The following is a 21,670-nucleotide window of genomic DNA, read 5'->3' as shown; positions in this document are numbered from 1 at the left end:
GATATTTGACCTGAGCTGTTGATGCGAATGGATTAAGCCAAAAAGAAATTAACAATCAGTTAATTGATGATGAAGAAGAGAATATTTTTTCAAGCATAGCACGGGCAAGCAGCAGTATTAACTAAGATCATATAACCCCCTAGTTAGAAACAGAAAATAGTACCTGTCTATTTACTGTTTCTTTTCCTTATCATTTCTCAATAGGCGAGAAAAGAAGTATACTATGACGTTTTAGTTTACCGATTGAATGATTCAATGAGATTGTTACGTGGTATTCACCATTTTTCTGTTTTTGATAAGGGCGTGGTTGCAACCATTGGCAATTTTGATGGCGTTCATTTAGGACACCAAAATTTAATTAAAACTTTAAGGGCTAAGGCTAATGCATTGAATCTTCCCTTGGTTTTAATTTTATTTGAGCCACAACCAAGAGAATATTTTCAAAAGGAACAGGCTCCAGCAAGACTTTCTGGTTTAAGAGAGAAGCTTGATGTGTTGCGTCGTTGTCAGGTTGACTATGTTTATTGTATTAAGTTTGATGAAGTGTTTGCACAAACTACGGCAACTGAATTTGCGCGTAACTATTTATTTTCTACATTAAACATAAAGCATCTCCTTGTAGGCGAAGATTTTCGCTTTGGAAAAAACAGAGAAGGGGATGTGAAGTTGCTTTTGCGACTCAGCGCAGAGTATGCCTGTAATGTACATGTTTATTCTGATTTTTGTATTAATAAAGACCGAATTAGTTCTACAAAAATTAGAATGGCATTAGGTGCAGGAGATTTGGAAACTGCAGCTAAATATTTAGGTAGAACCTACAGTATTTGTGGGCGAGTAGTCCATGGTGCACAGCGTGGGCGTCAGTGGGGTATTCCTACTGCAAATATCGGTCTTCGACGTTTGTCTGTTCCTTTGCAAGGGGTTTATGCGGTAAAAGTTCGTCTTGCATCCCAGCAAACAGTATATGGGGTTGCTAATATTGGAAGGCGACCCACAGTAGATGGCACCAAGTGTGTTTTGGAGGTCCATTTATTTGATTTCGAACAGTCAATTTATGGAGAATTAGTGCAGGTATTTTTCTTGCACAAGCTACGTGATGAGGTTAAATTCACTTCGGTGGATGCTTTGATCGAGCAAATACGTGATGATATTGATGTGGCGAAAACATTCGTCAATAACCTAACGATTTCGTAAAGTGGTGGTCAGTTATGGCAGAATATAAAGATACATTAAACCTTCCTAATACTTCATTTCCAATGAAGGCAAGCTTGGCAACCAGGGAGCCAGAAGCATTAGCTCAATGGCAGGAAAAAAAAGTTTACGAACAAATTCGTAAAGCACGTGCCGGCAGTAAAAAATTTATTCTGCATGACGGACCTCCTTATGCAAATGGTCATTTACACTGCGGTCATGCTTTAAATAAAATTCTTAAAGACATTATTATCAAGTCTAAATTGTTTAGTGGCTATGATGCGCCTTTTGTTCCGGGTTGGGACTGCCATGGTTTACCAATTGAACTTAATGTTGAGAAAAAAATAGGCCGTGCTGGTGATAAGGTTTCTGCTCGAGAGTTTCGTGCAAAATGTCGCGAATATGCGGGTAGCCAAATTGATATTCAACGCGAAGAATTCGAACGTTTGGGTGTGTTAGGGGATTGGTATAATCCTTATGTCACTATGGACTTTCGTTATGAGGCCAATATTGTCCGTGCCTTGGGTTTAATGATTAAAAACGATCACCTGCAACAAGGGTTTAAACCCGTGCATTGGTGTATCGATTGTGGTTCTGCTTTAGCGGAAGCTGAGGTGGATTACGAAGAAAAAACTTCTATTTCTATTGATGTCGGCTTTGTTGCGGTTAATCCGGAAGAGTTTATCAATCATTTTAATATTAAAGCGGATGTTAAGAAGCTAAGTGTTCCTATTTGGACAACGACTCCTTGGACCTTGCCTGCGAATGAAGCGGTATGCTTGCATCCAGAAATTGAATATTCTCTAGTTGATGCCGGAAGTTTTTATTTAGTATTAGCGACTGATCTTGTCGAATCCGCAATGGAACGTTATGGGATCACTGGATATACCATTAAAAGCTCCGTACAAGGTAAGGCCTTTGAACATTTAAAATTACAACATCCTTTTTATAGCCGTGTTGTTCCAGTTGTTTTAGGTGAGCATGTAACGACTGATTCTGGTACTGGAGCAGTACATACTGCACCCGCTCATGGTCCTGATGACTATTTAATTGGTAAAGCTTATAACTTACCCTTAATCAATCCAGTTAAGGCTAATGGATGTTTTGCTGAAGATGTCGATTTGTTTGCGGGACAGCATGTATTAAAGGTCAATGAACGTGTTGTTGAAGTATTAGCTGAGAATGGAGTTTTATTAGCTAAAGGAACTATTCGACACAGCTATCCACACTGCTGGCGCCATAAATCACCGATGATCTTTTTAGCAACGCCGCAATGGTTTATTTCCATGGATAAAAACCAGTTAAGACCGGCGATTATGAAAGAAATTGATACGGTTAACTGGGTTCCAGATTGGGGTAAGGCTCGTATTGGTAATATGGTTGAAAATAGACCCGATTGGTGCATATCAAGACAAAGGGCTTGGGGCACACCTATGCCATTATTTGTACACAGTACCACCCGTGAACTGCATCCAAAAACTCTGGAGTTCATTGAACAGGTTGCTGTGCGTATTGAGCAATCAGGAATTGATGCTTGGTTTGAAATGGATAAAGCAGAATTGCTGGGGGATGATGCACCATTTTACGATAAAATTAATGACACCATGGACGTTTGGTTAGATTCAGGCGTAACGCATTATTGTGTGTTACAGCAAAATAAAGAACTGGCTTTCCCTGCAGATATTTATTTTGAAGGTTCTGATCAGCATCGTGGTTGGTTTAATTCTTCATTGACTACTTCCGTGGCTATGTATGGTGTGGCGCCTTATAAAACCGTATTAACTCATGGTTATACTGTAGATGCTGAAGGAAGAAAGCTATCTAAGTCTAAAGGAAATTATGTTGCTTTGGATCAGATGGTTAATCAACATGGAGCAGATATTCTACGTCTATGGGTAGCCTCTACCGATTACCGTCATGAAGTAAGTATTTCGGACGAAATTATTAAGCGTAACGCTGATGCGTACCGTAGAATTCGTAATACAGCCCGCTTTTTATTAGCAAATTTATTTGATTTTGAGCCTAAGGTAGATAGTGTTGATGCTAAGGAGCTTTTGGAATTAGATAAGTGGGCTATTAAGCGTTGCCAGCTTCTACAAGAAGAAATTATTGCTGCTTATGAAAGTTACCAATTCCATGTGATTTATCAGAAGATTCATAATTTCTGTGCTGTGGACATGGGTAGTTTTTATTTAGATTTAATTAAAGATCGTCAATATACTTGTGCAAAACAAAGCAAGGCACGACGTTCTTGCCAAACAGCGATGTATCACATCATTAGAGCCTTTACTTTATGGTTAGCTCCCATACTGTCATTTACCGCTGAAGAGATTGCCAAGTTTATTCCTGGCTATACCAATGAGACGGTTTTCACTGAGCTTTGGTATGATGCTTGGCCTGTAGTTGAGGGCGTGAACATGGCTGAGTGGGAAGAGTTGCATGTGATTCGCGATGAAGTAAATAAAGCTTTAGAAGAAACACGACAAAAAGGAGAGATTGGCTCTGCTTTAGCTGCTGAGGTCTCTTTATACGCTGAGAATGCTACTTTGCCTAAATTAACGCGTTTAGGTGAGGAATTACGTTTCTTGCTTATTACTTCTGGTGCAACGGTGCAGCCTATGAGTGCTGCCCCAGCTGGATTAGCGACTACTGAATATGGTGTATCTATTTTAGTAGCACCGAGCGCTCATGAGAAATGTGCACGTTGCTGGCATCGACGACCAGATGTAGGGCAGGATGCAAATCATCCAGAACTGTGTTTACGTTGTGTTGGCAATATTAGTGGCCAAAACGAAATGAGGCAATTTATATGAAAAAATGGCATTGGTTTGCATTAAGTATTTTAATTATAGTTTGTGACCAGGCTAGTAAATACTGGGCTGGAGCTTCTTTAATTGCTTATAAACCTGTGCCCGTTTTTCCTATGCTTAATTTTACCCTAGCATACAACACTGGTGCTGCTTTTAGCTTTTTAAATGGAGCTGGGGGCTGGCATCGTTGGTTTTTTGCTGGTTTTAGTTTAATTATGAGCGTGGTTCTTATTGTTTGGCTGATTCGTGCTTCCAATAAAGATCGCCTTTTATGCGCTGGTATTAGCCTTATTTTAGGTGGTGCCGTGGGTAATTTAATTGACCGCGCTTTTTATGGCTATGTGGTTGATTTTATCGATGTGTATTATCAACATCACCATTTTGCGACCTTTAATATCGCTGACAGTGCGATTTGTGTTGGTGCTGCATTTTTTGTATTAGATGTGATTATCAATCGAAAATAGTAGGGTATGTTGGTTGGCGAAGCACTCACATTTATATTGGTACATAGTAGGTTGGGTCATAGGTCCAACCTACACGTCATTGCAAAACCTAAGAGAGCGAGCTGCGTAGAGCGCTGTCATTGGTTGGTTCACAAGTCTCTCTTAAATCGTCCTCATCATTGGATTGAAAAAAAAGCATATTCATTGGTTGTTCTGGGATTATCCAATTCATTATTTAAGATATATGGATCCCGCGGTTTAGCCGCGGGGAAAGATGGGTGTATTAAGGTTAATGCGCTGTTATTACACCAAAACACTAGCTGCGAGTGCTGCTAATTGTTTTTTATCGGGGTTATTAATACCGACAGCTGCTACTGCAGGTAAATTTAGAAAATATTCTGCTTCTTCCCATTCAATTTCAGCTGGGAATAGTTTTAATCCAGGCAAGCATTTATTCAACATGGTGCAGAAAGCTAAATCAGCAGGGAAGGGGCGGACATGCATATAGCCTACACTTATCGCTGCCATCGCTTCTGATATAGTTGCAATTCCAGGTAGGTAGTTCATGGAATAAACGGTTGCCGTTTGTGCGATGGAGGGTAAAAACCCAGGGCTGGTGGCAAAATGAACTCCAGCATGGTAGCAATATTCTAATTGCTGCACTTCGGTTACTCCTGCCGCACCAATTTTAATTGAGGGGAATTTGTCTATTGCTTGTTGCAAGAGCTGGGTATCAGTGGAATTAATTTCAACCAACGTAAAACCGGCATCAGCAATCTGTTGTAAACGCTCAAATAAAAAACTATCAACATCCAGAGAGATGATTATGGATTGATTGCCCAATAACGTATCTAAAATCATTTTAATTCTACCTGTTGATGATGAGCGAGACTTTTATAATAAACGGAGTCGGTTAGGCTGTAAAGCCTGGGATATCCCCTAATTTTAATGGTATTACATTGCAGAACATGGACTATGGTTTTGCCATTAAGTTAAGGACTATATTTTTATATTGAGGGTTCATAGCCCAATACGTTAGCAAAAGAGAAAACCTGGCTGCAAGCAACCAGGTTAAGTTGATTAATAACCTGTTTTAAAAGGTGATGGATTAAATGGTTTCATTTCTGGTTCCTCCGGAGCTGGCTTCGGAGTCGGTGGTTTAGGGCCAACTTTTGCATGTGGGCCATCTACAGGAGGTGACATTTTTACATCTTGTTGCAAATCTAAAGGCCCTTTTTCTGTACTTACTCCAGGCTTGGCTTGGACCGCACCAAATCGAGACATATGTTGTAACAATGATTGCATTGTTGTCTCCGGTAATGGGGCAATAGAAGGGATTTTACCCAGATTTAAGAGCTTTATTAATCGGCTAAAATAATCCTTAGCTTGCCCTTTCTCTTTAGCATCGAGGCTTTTATTTTTATCTATCTCTTCAGATATGTCGTTCGGTGAACGGGGTCTCAAACTCAAGAAAGGTATTAATGTGTGAGTGATTTTAATTACTGCTTGTGGAGCTGGTGTGGGCACCGATGTTGGCTGAGCCTTACCTGAAAGCGTAGGTGTAGGCTTAGGTGCAGTATCTTGTTCTAATCCTGGATTTTGCTGAGCAAAAGAAGCTTTTACAGACTGTAAAAGTGCAATTTTATTCTCAAGATTCATTTTTTCATCACGTTTTTCTTGAGTTTTTGCACTGACATTATCGAGGCGTTGATCCAGATTATGAAATTCTTTTTCCATTTTCATATTTTTGGTTACTGCCTTACTAACGGTTGATATCTCATGTTCTGCTTTTTGGAAATCAGCAGATGCTTGAGCAAGTTGCTCTTTTGTCATTTCCTCAATATTATCTTCTTTCTTCATAAGGTAATATTGTCCATCTTTATTAATCACCTTTTTATCGTTGTTGATAATAAAGGTTGCTTCTTTGGCTGATGGGACCTCTACACCGTTTGCATCATAAAAAGTCTTTTGCTTTTCACGGCTAGAACGTATGTCTTTTAACTGTGCCAAATCAAAGTTTAGCGCAACTTGTTGATCTAATAGCTCGCGTGCCTTCTCTTCACTTCCTGGCTCGTCACTGCCTAATATATCCAAAATAACTTCAGTTTGACGATGAATTTCGGCTTCGATCTCGTTCATTTTTTCATCGAGTTCTTCATCGGATAATTGTTCATAGTTTTCCACTTGCTCATCAAAGGCTGCCATTTGATTCATGAACAATTCATGTTTGCTCTCAAGACGCACTTTTAGCTTATGTAAGTTTTCGAACTCGTCAGTTAACTTAGATTCTTCCGCAGAGGCTAGTTTATGTTGGTCTTCACATGCTCTAATTGCTGCGTTATAGCTATTTAACGTGTTTTGTAACTCAGGAGTTACTTTGGGTGATTCTTTTGGTGTTTTAGTTTCTTTTTCGTCAGGCTTGCTTTGATGAATAGCTTTCGCATTTTGCTCTTCAATAAGCTCTCTAAGATGACTGGCTGCATGCCCTTTTTTTTCAATCAACCAAAGTAATAGATGTGCTTTGATAAGTTGGTTTTGTTTTTCTTGTTCGCGGAGTTCAAACATATGTTGTTCTTCAATAGCTTCATCAAGAGCTGCTTGAGCCTTGATTTCAGTTTTTAGGGTTTCTCCAGCGGATGATGATAAGAATGCTTTTACTTGGGTTGCATTATGAAGGCCGAAACGACTTAAATTAATTGGGGAATCTGGGTCCAGATCTTTATCAGATGGCTCAGCAAAATACAAAGGTTGAGACATAATTGCTTCGTCTAACCAGTGGTCTGCCTCGGGGTTATTTGCCAGGGGATAGTCGCGATCGGTGGTAGATTGGTATTTACTCATATATATGTTCCTAATTGCCCCATTTCTGTTAATTATACACAATATTGCTTAATAAAGCACCAGTTTTTTTGATGCCTGCTCTGGACATTAAATATTTTTACTATGATTTAACTATTTTTTGTAGGATTAATTGCTTTTTTTATGAAAATAAAAGAGCTAGCCCATATATACGAAGTCGTAATCAGGAATGAGGTGGCACCAAAATCCCTTGTTTCGCTCTACAAATAGCTCCTTGATGGACTTGCTCTTTCTTCTAAGGATTGGTCTAGGGGAGGTATTGAGGAAAACAAATTGTAATGAGTTGGCTCGAAGCAGGGAGGGGGTGGGGTTTTTGGTTGTTCCAGCAGAGCCTTTAATAAGCAATGATGACTGTTTGGGCGGTGAGGTACTAGTTCATAGCGACTGGGTTTGTCTAGAAAATAGCGTTCATCGGTTAGGGGAGGATGGAATGTGCTATGAGCGTCCTCAAAGGCCCAGTGATATAGCTGCCGGCGTTGGGTTTCTATATGCGAGAGCAAATATTGTTTTCCGGCGCTTATTCCATTGTCCATCCAATTAAATAATACAGTTAACCCATTAGCACTGCTTGCAAATAAGGAACCTACAGAAGGATCCCATACTGCGCCAAAAGTACAAAGAACGATTCCCAAAGAATGAGCCAATATACGAGTTATAGGATTAAGAAGGGTAATGCCCAGACGTATGCTCAATGAGCATACATCGATTAGTGGCAGGATTAACAGATTTTTAAGCAGTTGTACGATAGGTAAGAATAGCCCGCGCCCGACATTAATGCTTATGTTAATCAGGATGTTTTCTGTAAAATGTCCGAAGGGGGAGCTAAAACCATAAAGTGGTAAAAAGCTAAATCGAGCAAGAAGATTAGGCTTAGGAGTTCTGTCAGCAAAATCTCGAAATACCTTACCTATAGGTTCAATGTGACCGAGGGTACCTAAAATTTTGGTAAGTAGATTTGTTATCCCTCGAAATGGCACATGGATAAAAAGCGAGCCGATTCCAATTAATACCAAGCTAAATAGTGATAAGCTCAGATCCGAAATGGCTGCAAATAATTGCTTGCCAAACTTTTGAAATAAGGGAACATTCTTTTTCCATCCATGGATGAATCCATCATGAAAGCCGTAATAGAAGCCCTCGATAAATGGTGCAATAAACAGTTTGCCAAGCGTGAGGAAGCTTTTGCAAACCCACTTCCACGTGCCTAAAAACCAATCATCGCCAGGATGCATGATAGTATCATACATTGCTGCACCACCTTTACCTCCTAGGGCAGCATAGTTTGTATAGGGAAAATCTCCCATTTCTTTTCCTAGAACCGGGATCGCTTTAGTTAAGCCATAACCTAGGCTGAGCGCTAATGCGGCAATAATAGCAATTTGTGCGGGATCTTCTTTAAGAATTTGGAAGGCATCAATAAAAAACTTATCCATATTCCCACCCACAACCGTGCTTTGCCAATATAAGGTGGATATGGATACGGCCTGTGAGTAGGTACTGTGATTGAGTAGGTGTGCTAGTTTTTGAGTTGGCTCTATGGCGCTAATCAAACCGCTTAAGTGTAGTTTTATTAAAATATCTTCTAACTGTTTCGGTGCAAGAATAGCTCCGCCACCGAAAGCGTACGCAGCTATTGCTAAGGAGCCAATCAATGGATTACGTTCACTGGCGTCGATAAAAATGCTTCCTATGTGACGAACAATATTAAGTACGCGATGCAGTGGATTATCATAGGCTGGAATGCTGGGGGGATGATTGGCTTGGGCAATTACGTAGGGGTTATTACGAATTTGTTCTTTTATGAATCCTTCCAAGGTTTGGCCATTAGTTAGCACCCCTTTATTTCTTAAGATTCTAGCCAATGAGTTTTTATGAGGACTTCGTAGCTTAGGTTGAATCGCTCGCTCTTGAGATGTTTTCTGTTGATGCGAGGCATGTACATGATTTATAAACTCTTCTTTTAAGTCATGAATAATAAATCGATGCATGCGTTTATAAAAATTAGAAAAGAAATGGGGGATGCGCGTGACAAAGGTTTTAAATTGCAAACTGGCCCTCTCAGGAAGATAGAGATGACGTTTGCAAACTTGAGCCAAAGTATAAAGATCTTGGCCAGTAGGTAAGGGATAGAAATGCTCGCCATGCTGGAAATAGCGTAATTCCGCTATTTTATTTTCCTGGCGTATCAGAATTCGTTGTTCTTGGACAATAATCGCGCAGCTCGCATGACCTTGGTTACTTAGTATCTTTTTTGCTTGTTTTACATTAGTAGCCAAAATGGGTTCATAGGGACTTTTCATTAAATCAGCAACAAGCTGATTGATACTTGGATAAGCTTTTTGGTCAAGCCCTTGCAGTTTGTAATAGGGGGTGATTTGTATTAGAGAAATACCTTGTCGCGGTTGTTCCTCTTCAATTTTATGTTCAGGTTTGTTTTCTGAGGCTAAGTGTTTGATCCAATCATGACCGTCATGCCACATTTTATAAAAAAACGAATGGATTTTTTCAAGCCGATTTGCCGGTACATTATTTAAGCTGGGAGCCGGGGGGATCCCATAATAGTGACAAATAACTCTTAATGCATCATCTAAATCCCGTTTGTTGTGTCCAATGTGTAGTTCACTGTCCCATATGAAACATGGATTTTCAGTATTGGCTTTTTTGATTTTACTAAAATCCATTTGATCTTGGCGTGAGACAGAGTGAATACGACTAAACGAGTAATTCTGTGCGATTTTATAGGCATCAAATAGGGAATCACCTAATGAACCTTCAGAAATAAGAGGATTATTCGCCAGCATGCGGTTTTTATCGTGGTGCTGCTTAATAATGCTAATGGCTTTCCGTCTTAATGTTTCTTGTTGTTCGTAATTATCGCTACTTAAGCGACGCTCTTCTTTTAATAAGGGTTTTAGGGCGTTAATGCACTCAGTGGTGATTTGTAGTTTTTGTTCTTGCGGTAAGGACAGAGGACGAGTATAACTTTCGGAGCGGATGCAATAGCTTTGAACCTTATTTATTAGATCCGCAATTAATGAAGAATGACGTTTTCCCGGAAGCAGCTTAATGAGCTCTGCTTGGTATGTAAACAACATGAGTTGTACTGTTTTTTGATCGTGATTAGCGATAAGACGTATCCGATCATTATTGGGAAGGAGGTACTCCATTTTATAATGACCTATGAGCACAGCCCCGGCCTCATCGCTAAATAAATTTCCGGCTACGGTAGGTAACGCTTGATGGCTAAAAGGGGTTATGATCAGGGGAATGATAACCTGAGTATGTCCTTCAGTTGTGAGATAATCGGCCATAGACGTAGTTCATTGTGCAGATATCGTCCAGCATACTTTGTTTTTAGCTGAAATAGCAAGTAGGAGGCAATTGATGTCTGGATATTTGCTGAGGGCACTGATAAAATGTCTTAAAAGTATACAGGAATAAATTTAATGACTAGTTATTGTGGTTACATCGCCTTAGTTGGCAGACCGAACGTGGGAAAATCCACGTTGCTTAATCGTATTTTAGAGCAAAAAGTAAGTATCACTTCCAAAAAACCGCAGACAACGCGACACAGTATTTTAGGTATTCGTACGGAAGGGGATTATCAATTTGTATATGTTGATACCCCAGGCATTCATCAGCAGGGAAATAAAAAAGCAATGAACCGTCTGATGAATAAAACCGCTATTAGTGTGTTACGTGATGTTGATGTGATTGCATTTTTGGTTGATGGTACACATTGGCAAGATGAAGACGAGTATGTATTGAAGTTAGTTAAACAAGCCAACATACCGTGCATTTTAGTCGTTAATAAAGTGGATAAAATTGACGATAAAACACAATTGTTGCCTTGGATGGAAGAAATGAGCCAGCGTCATGACTTCGCGGCGATCATTCCTATTTCGGCGCGCACTGGAGTACAAGTTACTGAGCTGCAGGATAAGTTACAGACTTATTTACCAGAAGGTCCCCATTTATTCCCGGAAGATCAATTGACTGACCGCCCCACAAAGTTTCTTTGCTCCGAATTATTACGCGAAAAAATCTTCCGTTTTTGCGGACAAGAATTACCTTATGCAGTTACTGTAGATATTGAATCGTTTAAAGATGAAGGAAATTTAGTACGCATTCATGCGTTAATTTTGGTTGAGAAAGACAATCATAAACGAATGATTATCGGTGACAGGGGCCAGAAATTAAAAGAAATGGCAACCGAGGCACGTATTGACATGGAACGGCTATTGGGCAAAAAAGTGTTCTTACAATGCTGGTGTAAGGTTAAATCTGGCTGGGCTGACGACGAGCGTATGTTAAAACAATTGGGCTATGACTAGAACAATCGAAGCGTGGGTTGTACATAAACAATGGACCGGAGATACTAGTGCTAGAGTAACTTTTTTTACTCGTGACTCAGGATTGGTTCATTGTCTTTACAAAGGGGGGCGCACCCCCAAAAAACAGGCTTTGTTACAGGCCTTTACTCCCTTATGGTTGACCGTTGATGAGCGTTATGAGCGTTTGTACATGAAAACGGTTGAAAGTATTTCCCCATCGTTAACTCTTGAAGGCCATGCTCTTTTTTCGGCATTGTATGTGAATGAAATTCTCTATTATGTCTTAAAACCTCAAGCCCCAGATCCTGCATTATTTGATGCTTATTTATTTACTTTGAATGGTTTGACTTTGGCCAAGGAGCGTTTAGTACTGGAAGTGTTACTGAGGCGTTTTGAATGGGCTTTGTTGAAGTCGTGCGGCTATTCCTTTTCGTTAACGTATGAGGCGAGATCAGAAGAGCTTATTCGTGTGGATAGGCATTATCAGTTTATTGCGGGAGAGGGATTTGTCCTGAGTGAGCGGGGTATACCTGGTAGTCATATCTTTGCTTTAGCACATGATAATTTGGTGGAGCCTGGATGTTTACACTCGGCAAAAGTGGTTATGCGTAAGGCCGTTGATCATTTGTTGGGGGGAAGGGAAATTAAGGCTCGGGGATTGTATCTTGTTTAATCCCGTTAGGCTAAGAACGTAGCCCGTATTAGTGCAGCGTAATACGGGCTATTCAGTTATTTTACTTCTTCATCATCCTCATCATCATCTACTTCCCCATTATCAGACTCATCTTCATCATCTTCATCACTAAGGAACTCATCATAAACGATCTGATTTGCTTCAAAGCCCAAGACTTTAAAATAATCATAGGACATATAAAAATCGCCTTTATCTCCAACCTGATCTCCCCAGGAATTACGTAAGGTGAATAGGCCCATATGCACCCGACCTAAGTCATCAACAGCAGTTGCATTATCATCATAGCCGGTAATGATCATTGAATGGCCAGCCATGAATGGATATTGGTAGAGTTCACGCTCAATCGTTGTCGATAATACCCAGGTATCATTAGTTTCATGATGGGTGCCTACCGCCCCTGCAATACCTAAATCAATTGCAGGTAATAAGCTAATCATGGTTACTCGTTGTTCTCTATTAATCGCTTGTTTAATCTCACTGATTAACTCTTGTGTATCGACCTCATTGGTGAGCATTACTTTATAAGCATCAAGAATTGGGGCGGAATAAATCTTATTATCGAGTAAGCCTTCACTGATTTTATGGTAACTATCAAAGCTAATCGCGGAGGTTGGGGTTGCATCTTCATTCCCCGGATATTCATTAAGATCACCACAGCCTACGGTACGTTGAGTTTCTTTAGAGACAAAACCATGATCTTCAAGTCTACTTAAAATGCTGCGATTTAACGAGCCAGCCCAACCACTAGCAGTATAAGAATATTTATAATTTCCTAACTGGAGTAAACACAGTTGGCTTATGTAATCGCCTTTTCCTAAGATTGCGTCAATTGCTGCGGTATTAGCAAAGGTAACACACGTTCCAAAATAACCTTGATCAAGAACTGGGACACCATTCATCCCTAATTGCTTTTGCTCGGGCATAATGGATGGGATAAAGCTCTTTTTTTGGGTTGCTTGAACTTTCTGTTGCATTGCCTCTATGGCATTGCTGGATACCTTAAACTGCATTAACTTAAGCATTTTAGGTTTCGCAAACTGAGTTTTTCCGGCGGGTTTTAAGGCATAATCTATAGTACCTGCAGGCTCTATTTCAGTAGCAAATGCATTACCAAATAATGCAATACTTAACATAAGAATTTTATTTAACTGCATGGAGTAACTCCTTTATCTACTGAATCGATTAATCAAAGTAAGCGCGAACAATTTGTTGCGCTTCGATTACTAGGACACGGAAATAGTCATAAGACATATAAAAATCGCCTTGATCTCCTGCTTTACTACCCCAAGAGCCGCGTAATTTCAGTAGCCCCTTATGTTTTTCCCCCGTATCATCTACGGAAATCGCATCATTATCATATCCAGTGATTACTACGCTGTGGTAGTACAAGGAAGGGAAGTTATAGAGATCTCGCTTCATTGATGCATTAAGAATCCAAGTATCATTCTTCTCATGGTAAGAACCCATAGTTCCTAGTGTGTTTCCATCTTTGTAGAATGCTAAAAATCCCATAGTAACGCGTTGTTCTTGGTTAATAGCCTTTTTGATCTCTATTAGTGTTTTTTCGGTATTGACTCGTTCACTCACTGATTTATGCACGTTTAAGATAGGGAACCACATAATGGATTCCGCAACCGTATTGCGACTAAGCCGGTTGTAGCTTTCATAGTTTATAAAAGGGGTATTAGGATCTTCGCATCCAGCAACTTTTTGATGCACCTTCATGATGTATCCATAATTTTCAAGTCGGCTTAATGAATGATGCAATGTGAAACCAAAGCCTTTATTCGAAGGATCCATATAATTGCCTAATTGGATAAGGCAAAGTTGGCTTATAAAATCACCCCGGCTTAATAAGGCATCAATTGTTGCTGTGCTTGCGTATGCCGAGTCAAAGTAGGTATCGCCTTGATTTAAAACTGGGACATTATTCATACCCAACTGTTTTGCTGCTGCTAAGCCGTCGTTTGCACTGCTCAAGTTTGAGTGCTGTAATGATTTCAGACGTGCATGCACTAAGGTATGTGTTTTTTGGGTTGCAGGATATTTTAGGGATTTCTGTCCAACAGGAGCTGCAGCAAAGGCATTACAGCTGAACACTATGCTCAAAAAAAGTGCTTTGTTAAATCTCATAATTATTCCATTTTTGATGAAAAATGGACAGCATGGTAACAAGTATACTAGGTTAATGCAAAGCTCAGCTTGAGTTTAGGTAGGCAGGAACATTATACTCTTCCTTTTACCTTGTGTGGTGCAAAAATGAGTAAGTTGATTTTATTAGGTGTAAATATTGATCACGTCGCTACAGTACGACAAGCACGTGGTACCCGTTATCCGGATCCTGTACAGGCTGCCATGGATGCTGAAGAGGCCGGGGCTGATGGAATTACCTTACACATGCGTGAAGATTTACGCCACATTCAAGCACGCGATGTGCGTTTGATAAAAGAAGTATTACAAACTCGCATGAATCTTGAATTAGCAGTGACCGATGCTATGCTTGAGTTTGCAGAAGAGATTTCTCCAGAGCATACCTGTTTAGTGCCAGAAAAACGTGAGGAAATAACAACTGAAGGTGGATTGGATATTTTAACGCACCAAAAAACAGTTGAACGTGCTGTGCGACGTTTGCAGGCTATGGGCAGTGAAGTTTCTTTGTTTATTGATCCTGATCTGGACCAAATCAAAGCTGCAGCAGATGTGGGGGCTCCTGTTATCGAACTGCATACTGGATGTTATGCCGATGCAACTCATGTTGAGCAACAGCAACACGAGTTAGAACGCATTAAACGTGCAGCTGAATACGCGGCCAGCCTAAATTTAATTGTTAATGCTGGTCACGGATTAAATTATCATAATGTGCAAGCGATTGCCGCAATCAAAGAGTTACATGAACTTAACATTGGCCATGCCATTATTGCACGTGCTTTATTCTGTGGAATGAAAGAAGCAGTAAGACACATGCGCCAACTCATGCTTGAAGCGAGACTTTACCATAATTAATGACGTGCCAGTTCTCTCACAGAAGGGGCCTAGCGCTGGAGTTAGCTTGCTATGATTACAAAGGTTTTATAACGTGAGGGTATTTTATGGAAGTAGAGCAAGAAAAAAATCAAGTTTTATCTTCTGAGGAAAATCTTAACCATAATCAGAATGCAAAGATTATTAAAACATGTAATGAGGAGCATCCAACTGATGCTAAGATTAGGCGAATAAAAGATTGCCTTCTTTTTTTTATTGTTTTGATTATGGTTTTAGGTGTTTTTTATTTTTGTGTTTTAGCTATTTTCAATGTTAGAAGTTTGGACTATGAAAAAGAATGGGCCAGAATAATTATTACCGCAATCATATCCGCATTACTTGGCTTTATTATTGGAAAATCGAGTAAGTAGGCCTTCTACGCGTCCCGCGGTTTGTCCGCGGGATCTAAATAAAGATATGTATAAGATTCAAGAGCAAGTATAGTGGCCCTTGGCCTGCCACTAATAGGTTTGAACTCCTCAAAGCTTACAATCGGTGCTAGATATTAACAGCTCCACCTCGGTACTTAATATTTCAGTTTGTATCTGTGCAAACTTAGTTGTGTAAACTTTGTCTTTTTGTTTCCTATTGAGGCAATCTTTTTTCTCTTTGCTACTTAATTGCAACACCATTTGTACGTATTCATCACTAGCGGTTTCTGTTTCCTCATCAAAGCGCTGGCTTAGCGAGCCTTGTACAACAAGGTCCACCAACTCGCTCAGAAATAGATTTTTTTCTCTACACGCTTTTTGGCCTATCATATCTAAGGATGTCTTAAGTAGTTGTAAAAACAGGTTTAAACCTTCAACGGGATTAATGCTGCCTCGCGACACGGCTTGTAGAATGACTAATGCTCTTTCTCTACAGAGTTGCTCGATGACATCATCAAGATCATTCACAAAGGGGGGAAGCTCTGTAGTTGAATTGAGGCTATTCATAAAATGCGTGCCACTGAGCAAACAAGCCTTCGGATTTTGTGGGTCGGTGCTTAAAATAGTTTCATCAATTAAGGCTGGAAGAATACTATTATGGCACGCTTCACTAAGTAGTTGCTGAGTTTCTGAGCTGCGACCACGTCCATGTTGCAGATAAGTATGGCCTAATACGGGATGTAGATTTTTTTGATAATAAGCAATCATCGTATAAAAAAATAAATCCACACGCATATTCGCATGTTCGAGAATATTCTTTTGAGCGAGTAAAAGAAGTTGGGCGTTAGATTGTTCGTGTGGATTTAATAATTCACTGCTTAACGGAAGGGCGAGTGAGGCAGTATGATTTTGTTGGTAAGTAAACTTTTGGCGTGTGCGTTGATGGAATAATTTTTTGGCTTGTGCTTTTAATTGTTTGGCACTGCATTCTTGGGTGGAGAAAAATTGTAAATTAGCTGATTTTTTTGATGTAGAAGGACTTGAGGGAACGGATGGAGCTGCCCTGTGTGCCACTTCCTTGGACGATATAGTTCTTCCTTTAACTTTAGGCATATGACGTCTCCTAATTATTCGGTCATGGTTAAGTAGTTAATGGTTCATGGTGTGCAAGGCCTCCTGTTGTTGAGAGATAATGAACTTTTAGAGTATCGGATAATTTTAGGAAAAACAATGTGCAGTCTTATTACTTTTTAGATTAAATTCGGATGAAATAGGGCTAAAAGAAGTTTTATGCACCTTTATTTTATAATTTGTTATAATTCTGTTCTTTGGGTGAAATATCCCTAATATTCTGGAGATAAGAAGATGTATAGCAAAGGTAATAGTTTTTTTCCCCCGGTATTAGCAAGCTTTTCTATTGATGAGCCCGTTGTTAAGCCTGATTTTGAAGAAAATCTTCCTACAACCGTATATCAGCCTTTTTTGGAGGATTTATTTAAATTGTTATTGGCTGAATTTCCTAAGCATCAATTTATCTTGACGGGTAGTGCCGCGAAACAATTACAGGATGCGACTAAGCCGAATCCTAATGATCTTGATTTTCTTATGGGCAATGAGGATTTAATTCAAGGCTTATCACAAATAAAAGCTGTATTAAAACAGATGGCTGTACAATTTACATTTGATGATATGCGTGGGACTTTAGTAGTAGTCCATAATGACCATGCGATTAAAATTCAATTAATTGATGCTCATACCAGTTATCATTGCTATCCACCTAGAGCCCAGTTAAACGATTTGCGTGCTCATGGTTCGATTCGTATGCTTGCTGCTGCGGTAATTCCAGAGGTGGACATTAACCATGAAATCATCGATTTGGATGGAAATGTATTAGATGTTAACGAAATAGAGCTTCCTGATTTCTCAATGCAATAGAAAGGGATTATTCCTCTCAGCATGTTGCAATGATGTGTAGTTGGGAGTCGGCCTGAGGTATCCGTTTTTATTATCGTTCCTGTGAAGAGGGGAGCCATGCATCATATCGCCACGGAAGGCTAGATATCGAGGCGACCGCGATAGGCTGCGATTTATACAGCAGCTGTAGAGCGCAGGCCTAACACTATGTTGAAGCTGCAAAACGGACGTGATTATTTGTGGTTTAAATTAAGTCAATAAGAATTTATGATAAAAAAAATAATTGGAGTTTCAATTAAGCGACTTTGCTGAGCTTGGTATCGTTTACTATTCCAGAAGCACCTCAACCTCCTGTCTTAAGGTTATAGAAAACTCAAAAGTAAAAAGGAGTTATTGTGACAGTATACGCCTGGTTTGTTAGTTATATGTTTAGTATGAGTTGTTTCGAAGGTGGGGGCAGTTCAGTTTGTAAGCAATAAGGTAAGTTAATGTCATTGTGTAACACGCAACTCGACAGGCTGGCTTTGTGAGGTACTCCGTAAGTTCTTTGATTTTAACAAAAAAAAATCCCGGCATGCGCCGGGACAAAGTAGAGGAGACCGATTTTAGTCGCGGCCTGAAAATGCGCTTAGTATATTGAGCAGGCTCACGAACAAATTATAGATTGATACAAAAAGCCCTACAGTTGCTGCGATATAGTTTGTTTCACCATCATGGATTATGGCACTTGTTTGTAACAAAATAAGGCCAGAAGAAATCAGGATAAATGCAGCTGAAATAGCCAATTGCAGCGCAGGGATATGAATAAATATTCCGGCGATCATTGCTAATAAAGCCACCATCATACCAACAAAAAGGAATCCGCCTAAGAAGCTGAAATCTTTTTTCGTGGTTAGGGCATAACCTGAAAGCGCAAAGAAAATCATACCTGTACCACCGAGCGCAGTAGCGATTAACTGAGGTCCATTACTAAAATTATGCATGTAAAGATTCAATATTGGGCCTAAGGTGTAACCCAGGAAGCCGGTAAAAGCAAAAACACTCACCAGACCCCAAACACTATTTTGTAAGGCATGGGTTAAAAACATTAAACCATAAACACCAACGAGCATCACCAGGATGTTTACTGGGCGTGCACCGCTTGCCATGGACAGATAGGCAGTAAACGCACTAAATAAGAACGTTAAACTAAGCAAAAGGTAGGTATTGCGTAGCACCTTATTGCTGGACAGTGCTGATTCCCTACGTTGGCCAATCAGGGTAACATCATTTCGGTTCATCGTTTAGAACTCCTCTTTACGTTTATATTTATTGTAGCATATCTGGAGATAAGTTTCCTATATTTCAAGTAGTATGAGGTAATTTTGTCAAGAAATATTTGAATTTTTTGAATCCCAAATTCTTTGAGGATCTATACTAGTCTATAGTATGATTAAAAACTCTTAATGCAGTAAATGAGGCGTATAATGGCTCGAGTTGCGGTGGCCCAAATGGTTTCTTCAGCAAATGTAATGGAGAATTTGTTGCAAGCTGAAACCTTGATGGCGCAAGCACGTGAACAGGAAGCAGAATTAATTTTATTACCTGAAAACTTGGCCTTCATGGGACATAAAGATGTAGACAAGTTGCAGATTGGTGAAGTCTATGGTCAAGGACCAATACAAGAGAAAATAAGCCAATTAGCAAAACGTTTTGGATTGTGGGTTATTGCCGGGACAATCCCTATAAAAGTGAATGGCTCTAAGGTTCGCGCGAGTAGTTTAGTCTATGATAGTCAAGGACTTTGTGTTACACGTTATGATAAAATTCATTTATTTGATGTAAACGTCTCCGCACAAGAGAGTTATCAAGAATCTGCCACTATAGAAAGAGGACATGAGTTTGCCCTTGTGGATACCCCTATAGGTAAGGTTGGATTAACAGTTTGTTATGATTTACGTTTTCCGGAACTGTATCGGGAATTAGCGATCCAGGGCGCGCAGTTGTTCACTGTTCCTTCAGCATTCACAGCAATAACGGGTCAGGCTCATTGGGAAGTTTTATTACGGGCAAGAGCGATTGAAAATCTGTGCTACGTATTGGCCGCCAATCAAGGAGGGCAACATGAAAATGGGCGCTCTACTTATGGTCACAGTATGATCATTGATCCTTGGGGAAGGGTATTGGCTGAGCAGGAAGAGGGTGTTGGAATAGTCACCGCAGAAATTGATTTGCATGGTCTGCATCATTTGCGCAAAACCTTTCCAACCGTGGACCATCACGTATTAAATTTAAAGGGTACTTAAATGACAGAAGCATTAACTACAGCAAAAGAAATTCTACTGGCTCCAGCTTCTCTGGATGAAAGCGGTATTGAAAAACTCTTTAAGTCAATGATGAGTCATCATATTGATGATGCTGATTTATATTTTCAAAGTTGCAGCTACGAATCGTGGTATTTAGAAGATTCTGTAGTAAAAAGCGGTAGTTTTTCTTTGGATAAGGGTGTGGGCATCCGGGCAGTAAGTGGCGATAAAACCGGCTTTGCCTATTGTGATGATATTCTTTTGCCCTCTATGTTGCGTGCCGCCGATGCTGCCCGTTCTATTGCTTTAGCTGGGGCGAAGGTTTTACAGCCAGTTCCTATCAATGCGGTTGCGCAATCGCGTTATCATGGCTTAAATCCCATTGAAGGAATGAGTAAGCAAGAGAAAATTGCTTTACTTGAAGCGATCGATAAAGAGGCGCGTAGTATTGATCCGCGAGTAGTACAGGTTAATGCCTCATTAAGTGGCTGTTATGAAGTGGTTATGGTCGCAGACATGCATGGCAAAATGGTTGCTGATGTACGTCCCCTAGTCAGTGTGAATGTAAGTGTTATTGTGGAAGATAAAAATGGTCGCCGTGAATCAGCGCGTTCTGGCGGGGGCGGGCGTGTTGCTTATTCTTATTTCACTGAAAAAGATAATGCCTTAAGTTATGCACGTGAGGCGGTGCGTGAAGCTTTAGTTAATCTTGATGCGAAGCCTGCGCCAGCAGGGACTATGCCTGTTGTTTTAGGACCAGGCTGGCCTGGTGTGTTATTGCATGAGGCAGTGGGGCATGGTTTGGAAGGTGATTTCAATCGCAAAGGACTATCTGCGTTTTCAGGTCGTATTGGACAGCAAGTTGCAGCCCCAGGTGTTACAGTGGTTGATGATGGTACCTTAAAAGACCGACGTGGTTCTTTGACTATGGACGATGAAGGTACACCTTCTCAATGCACTACTTTGATTGAGGATGGGGTCTTAGTAAATTATATGCAAGATAAACTGAATGCCAAGTTGATGGGGATGCAATCTACAGGTAATTGCCGACGTGAATCCTATGCTCATGTACCCATGCCTAGAATGACCAATACCTATATGTTGGCTGGCCAGCATGACCCAGAGGAAATTATTCGTTCAGTCAAACGAGGCTTATATGCAGTGAACTTTGGTGGGGGACAAGTTGATATTACTTCGGGACAATTTGTTTTCTCCGCGAGTGAAGCTTACCTGATCGAAGACGGAAAGATTACTGCTCCGGTTAAAGGTGCCACCTTAATTGGTAATGGTCCTGACGTAATGAAAAAAGTTAGCATGATTGGTAATGATTTATCCTTGGACAGAGGAATTGGAGTCTGTGGTAAAGATGGTCAGTCTGTGCCTGTTGGGGTAGGGCAGCCTACGTTGAAAATCGACGCTCTAACTGTGGGTGGAACTAGTTAATCGTTAGTTTCTGCGACCTAGAAATCGTAGCCCGTATTGGACGAAGTCGTAATACGGGAAGTCATGGCAAAAATCGTTGTATTATGCTGCGTTAATATGGCTACAGGTTTGTATGAGCTATTACCTGTAAGCAATTTAAGACATTTCTTACACCCTAACGGGTATTATTCATCAATATTCTTTTAAGCTAATTTATTATAATAATCATGTTTGGCGCAGCTGGAATAGCGACAGGATGTCGCACTTGATAAGGACAATTAGCAGGGATTATTACAGCTGTCGCACAAACACGATGAAGCTTGCGA

17 protein-coding genes are annotated in these 21,670 nt (G+C 40.2%); 10 read left to right on the top strand and 7 right to left on the bottom strand.

The genetic code is table 11. From position 1 onward, the window contains the following. Nucleotides 1-255 precede the first annotated feature (255 nt). The 3 genes from ribF to lspA are packed head-to-tail and all read left to right on the top strand — an operon-like array spanning nucleotide 256 to nucleotide 4,465. Nucleotides 256-1,194, top strand: coding sequence for a bifunctional riboflavin kinase/FAD synthetase (ribF, locus tag J2N86_RS10830; protein ID WP_252579482.1), 939 nt, complete (start codon nucleotides 256-258; stop codon nucleotides 1,192-1,194). Between the two features lie 14 nt (nucleotides 1,195-1,208). After that, complete coding sequence (gene ileS, locus J2N86_RS10825; protein WP_252579480.1) at nucleotides 1,209-4,004, top strand: isoleucine--tRNA ligase; 2,796 nt, start codon at nucleotides 1,209-1,211, stop codon at nucleotides 4,002-4,004. Then, the gene (gene lspA, locus J2N86_RS10820) at nucleotides 4,001-4,465 is read left to right on the top strand and encodes a signal peptidase II (protein WP_252579479.1); all 465 of its coding nucleotides are present in this window, start codon (nucleotides 4,001-4,003) and stop codon (nucleotides 4,463-4,465) included. The genes ileS and lspA overlap by 4 nt, the downstream gene beginning before the upstream one ends. Nucleotides 4,466-4,747: 282 nt before the next feature. Here lspA and J2N86_RS10815 read toward each other — a convergent pair whose 3' ends face one another. From J2N86_RS10815 to J2N86_RS10805, 3 genes are all read right to left on the bottom strand, one after another. Beyond that, nucleotides 4,748-5,305 (bottom strand): beta/alpha barrel domain-containing protein, encoded by a 558-nt coding sequence (locus J2N86_RS10815; protein WP_252579477.1) that lies wholly within the window; start codon nucleotides 5,303-5,305, stop codon nucleotides 4,748-4,750. 219 nt (nucleotides 5,306-5,524) lie between these two features. Next, on the bottom strand, nucleotides 5,525-7,285 hold the full coding sequence (locus J2N86_RS10810) for a hypothetical protein (protein ID WP_252579475.1): 1,761 nt from the start codon (nucleotides 7,283-7,285) through the stop codon (nucleotides 5,525-5,527). 218 nt (nucleotides 7,286-7,503) lie between these two features. Further along, entirely contained in the window at nucleotides 7,504-10,614 is a 3,111-nt protein-coding gene (locus tag J2N86_RS10805; RefSeq protein ID WP_252579474.1) for a hypothetical protein, read from the bottom strand. Between the two features lie 135 nt (nucleotides 10,615-10,749). Between J2N86_RS10805 and era the strand changes: the two genes are divergently transcribed. Then, nucleotides 10,750-11,637 carry a GTPase Era gene (era, locus tag J2N86_RS10800; RefSeq protein WP_252579472.1) on the top strand — a complete coding sequence of 296 codons (888 nt, stop codon included), beginning with the start codon at nucleotides 10,750-10,752 and terminating at the stop codon, nucleotides 11,635-11,637. Continuing rightward, nucleotides 11,630-12,310 carry a DNA repair protein RecO gene (gene recO / locus J2N86_RS10795; protein ID WP_252579470.1) on the top strand — a complete coding sequence of 227 codons (681 nt, stop codon included), beginning with the start codon at nucleotides 11,630-11,632 and terminating at the stop codon, nucleotides 12,308-12,310. Before era ends, recO begins: the two co-directional genes overlap by 8 nt. Before the next feature lie 56 nt (nucleotides 12,311-12,366). On the opposite strand, the gene J2N86_RS10790 is transcribed toward recO, so the two are convergent. Beyond that, on the bottom strand, nucleotides 12,367-13,485 hold the full coding sequence (locus tag J2N86_RS10790) for a C1 family peptidase (RefSeq protein WP_252579468.1): 1,119 nt from the start codon (nucleotides 13,483-13,485) through the stop codon (nucleotides 12,367-12,369). A gap of 28 nt (nucleotides 13,486-13,513) precedes the next feature. After that, on the bottom strand, nucleotides 13,514-14,464 hold the full coding sequence (locus J2N86_RS10785; protein ID WP_252579467.1) for a C1 family peptidase: 951 nt from the start codon (nucleotides 14,462-14,464) through the stop codon (nucleotides 13,514-13,516). 126 nt (nucleotides 14,465-14,590) lie between these two features. Here J2N86_RS10785 and pdxJ point away from each other — a divergent pair, with 126 nt between their 5' ends. Both pdxJ and J2N86_RS10775 read left to right on the top strand, forming a co-directional pair. Next, entirely contained in the window at nucleotides 14,591-15,334 is a 744-nt protein-coding gene (gene pdxJ / locus J2N86_RS10780; RefSeq protein ID WP_252579465.1) for a pyridoxine 5'-phosphate synthase, read from the top strand. Nucleotides 15,335-15,420: 86 nt separating this feature from the next. Next, nucleotides 15,421-15,723, top strand: coding sequence for a hypothetical protein (locus J2N86_RS10775; RefSeq protein WP_252579464.1), 303 nt, complete (start codon nucleotides 15,421-15,423; stop codon nucleotides 15,721-15,723). 108 nt (nucleotides 15,724-15,831) lie between these two features. Here the strand turns inward: J2N86_RS10775 and J2N86_RS10770 are convergent, their stop codons facing one another. After that, a complete protein-coding gene (locus J2N86_RS10770) occupies nucleotides 15,832-16,836 on the bottom strand; it encodes a hypothetical protein (RefSeq protein ID WP_252579462.1) in 1,005 nt (334 codons plus the stop codon). Between the two features lie 252 nt (nucleotides 16,837-17,088). Here J2N86_RS10770 and J2N86_RS10765 point away from each other — a divergent pair, with 252 nt between their 5' ends. After that, nucleotides 17,089-17,658 (top strand): hypothetical protein, encoded by a 570-nt coding sequence (locus J2N86_RS10765; RefSeq protein ID WP_252579460.1) that lies wholly within the window; start codon nucleotides 17,089-17,091, stop codon nucleotides 17,656-17,658. Between the two features lie 584 nt (nucleotides 17,659-18,242). Here J2N86_RS10765 and J2N86_RS10760 read toward each other — a convergent pair. Further along, nucleotides 18,243-18,917 carry a Bax inhibitor-1/YccA family protein gene (locus J2N86_RS10760; RefSeq protein WP_252579458.1) on the bottom strand — a complete coding sequence of 225 codons (675 nt, stop codon included), beginning with the start codon at nucleotides 18,915-18,917 and terminating at the stop codon, nucleotides 18,243-18,245. Nucleotides 18,918-19,103: 186 nt separating this feature from the next. On the opposite strand from J2N86_RS10760, the gene J2N86_RS10755 reads away from it, so the two are divergent. Together J2N86_RS10755 and tldD are read left to right on the top strand one after the other, a co-directional pair. Then, a complete protein-coding gene (locus tag J2N86_RS10755) occupies nucleotides 19,104-19,922 on the top strand; it encodes a carbon-nitrogen hydrolase family protein (RefSeq protein WP_252579455.1) in 819 nt (272 codons plus the stop codon). After that, complete coding sequence (tldD, locus tag J2N86_RS10750) at nucleotides 19,923-21,365, top strand: metalloprotease TldD (protein ID WP_252579454.1); 1,443 nt, start codon at nucleotides 19,923-19,925, stop codon at nucleotides 21,363-21,365. It begins immediately after the preceding gene. Nucleotides 21,366-21,670 lie beyond the last annotated feature (305 nt).

This window comes from Legionella lytica (genome assembly GCF_023921225.1).
GTDB classification, from domain to species: Bacteria; Pseudomonadota; Gammaproteobacteria; order Legionellales; family Legionellaceae; genus Legionella; species Legionella lytica.
The sequence above is the reverse complement of the archived record's forward strand: the minus strand, read 5'-3'. Positions and strand labels throughout refer to the sequence as shown.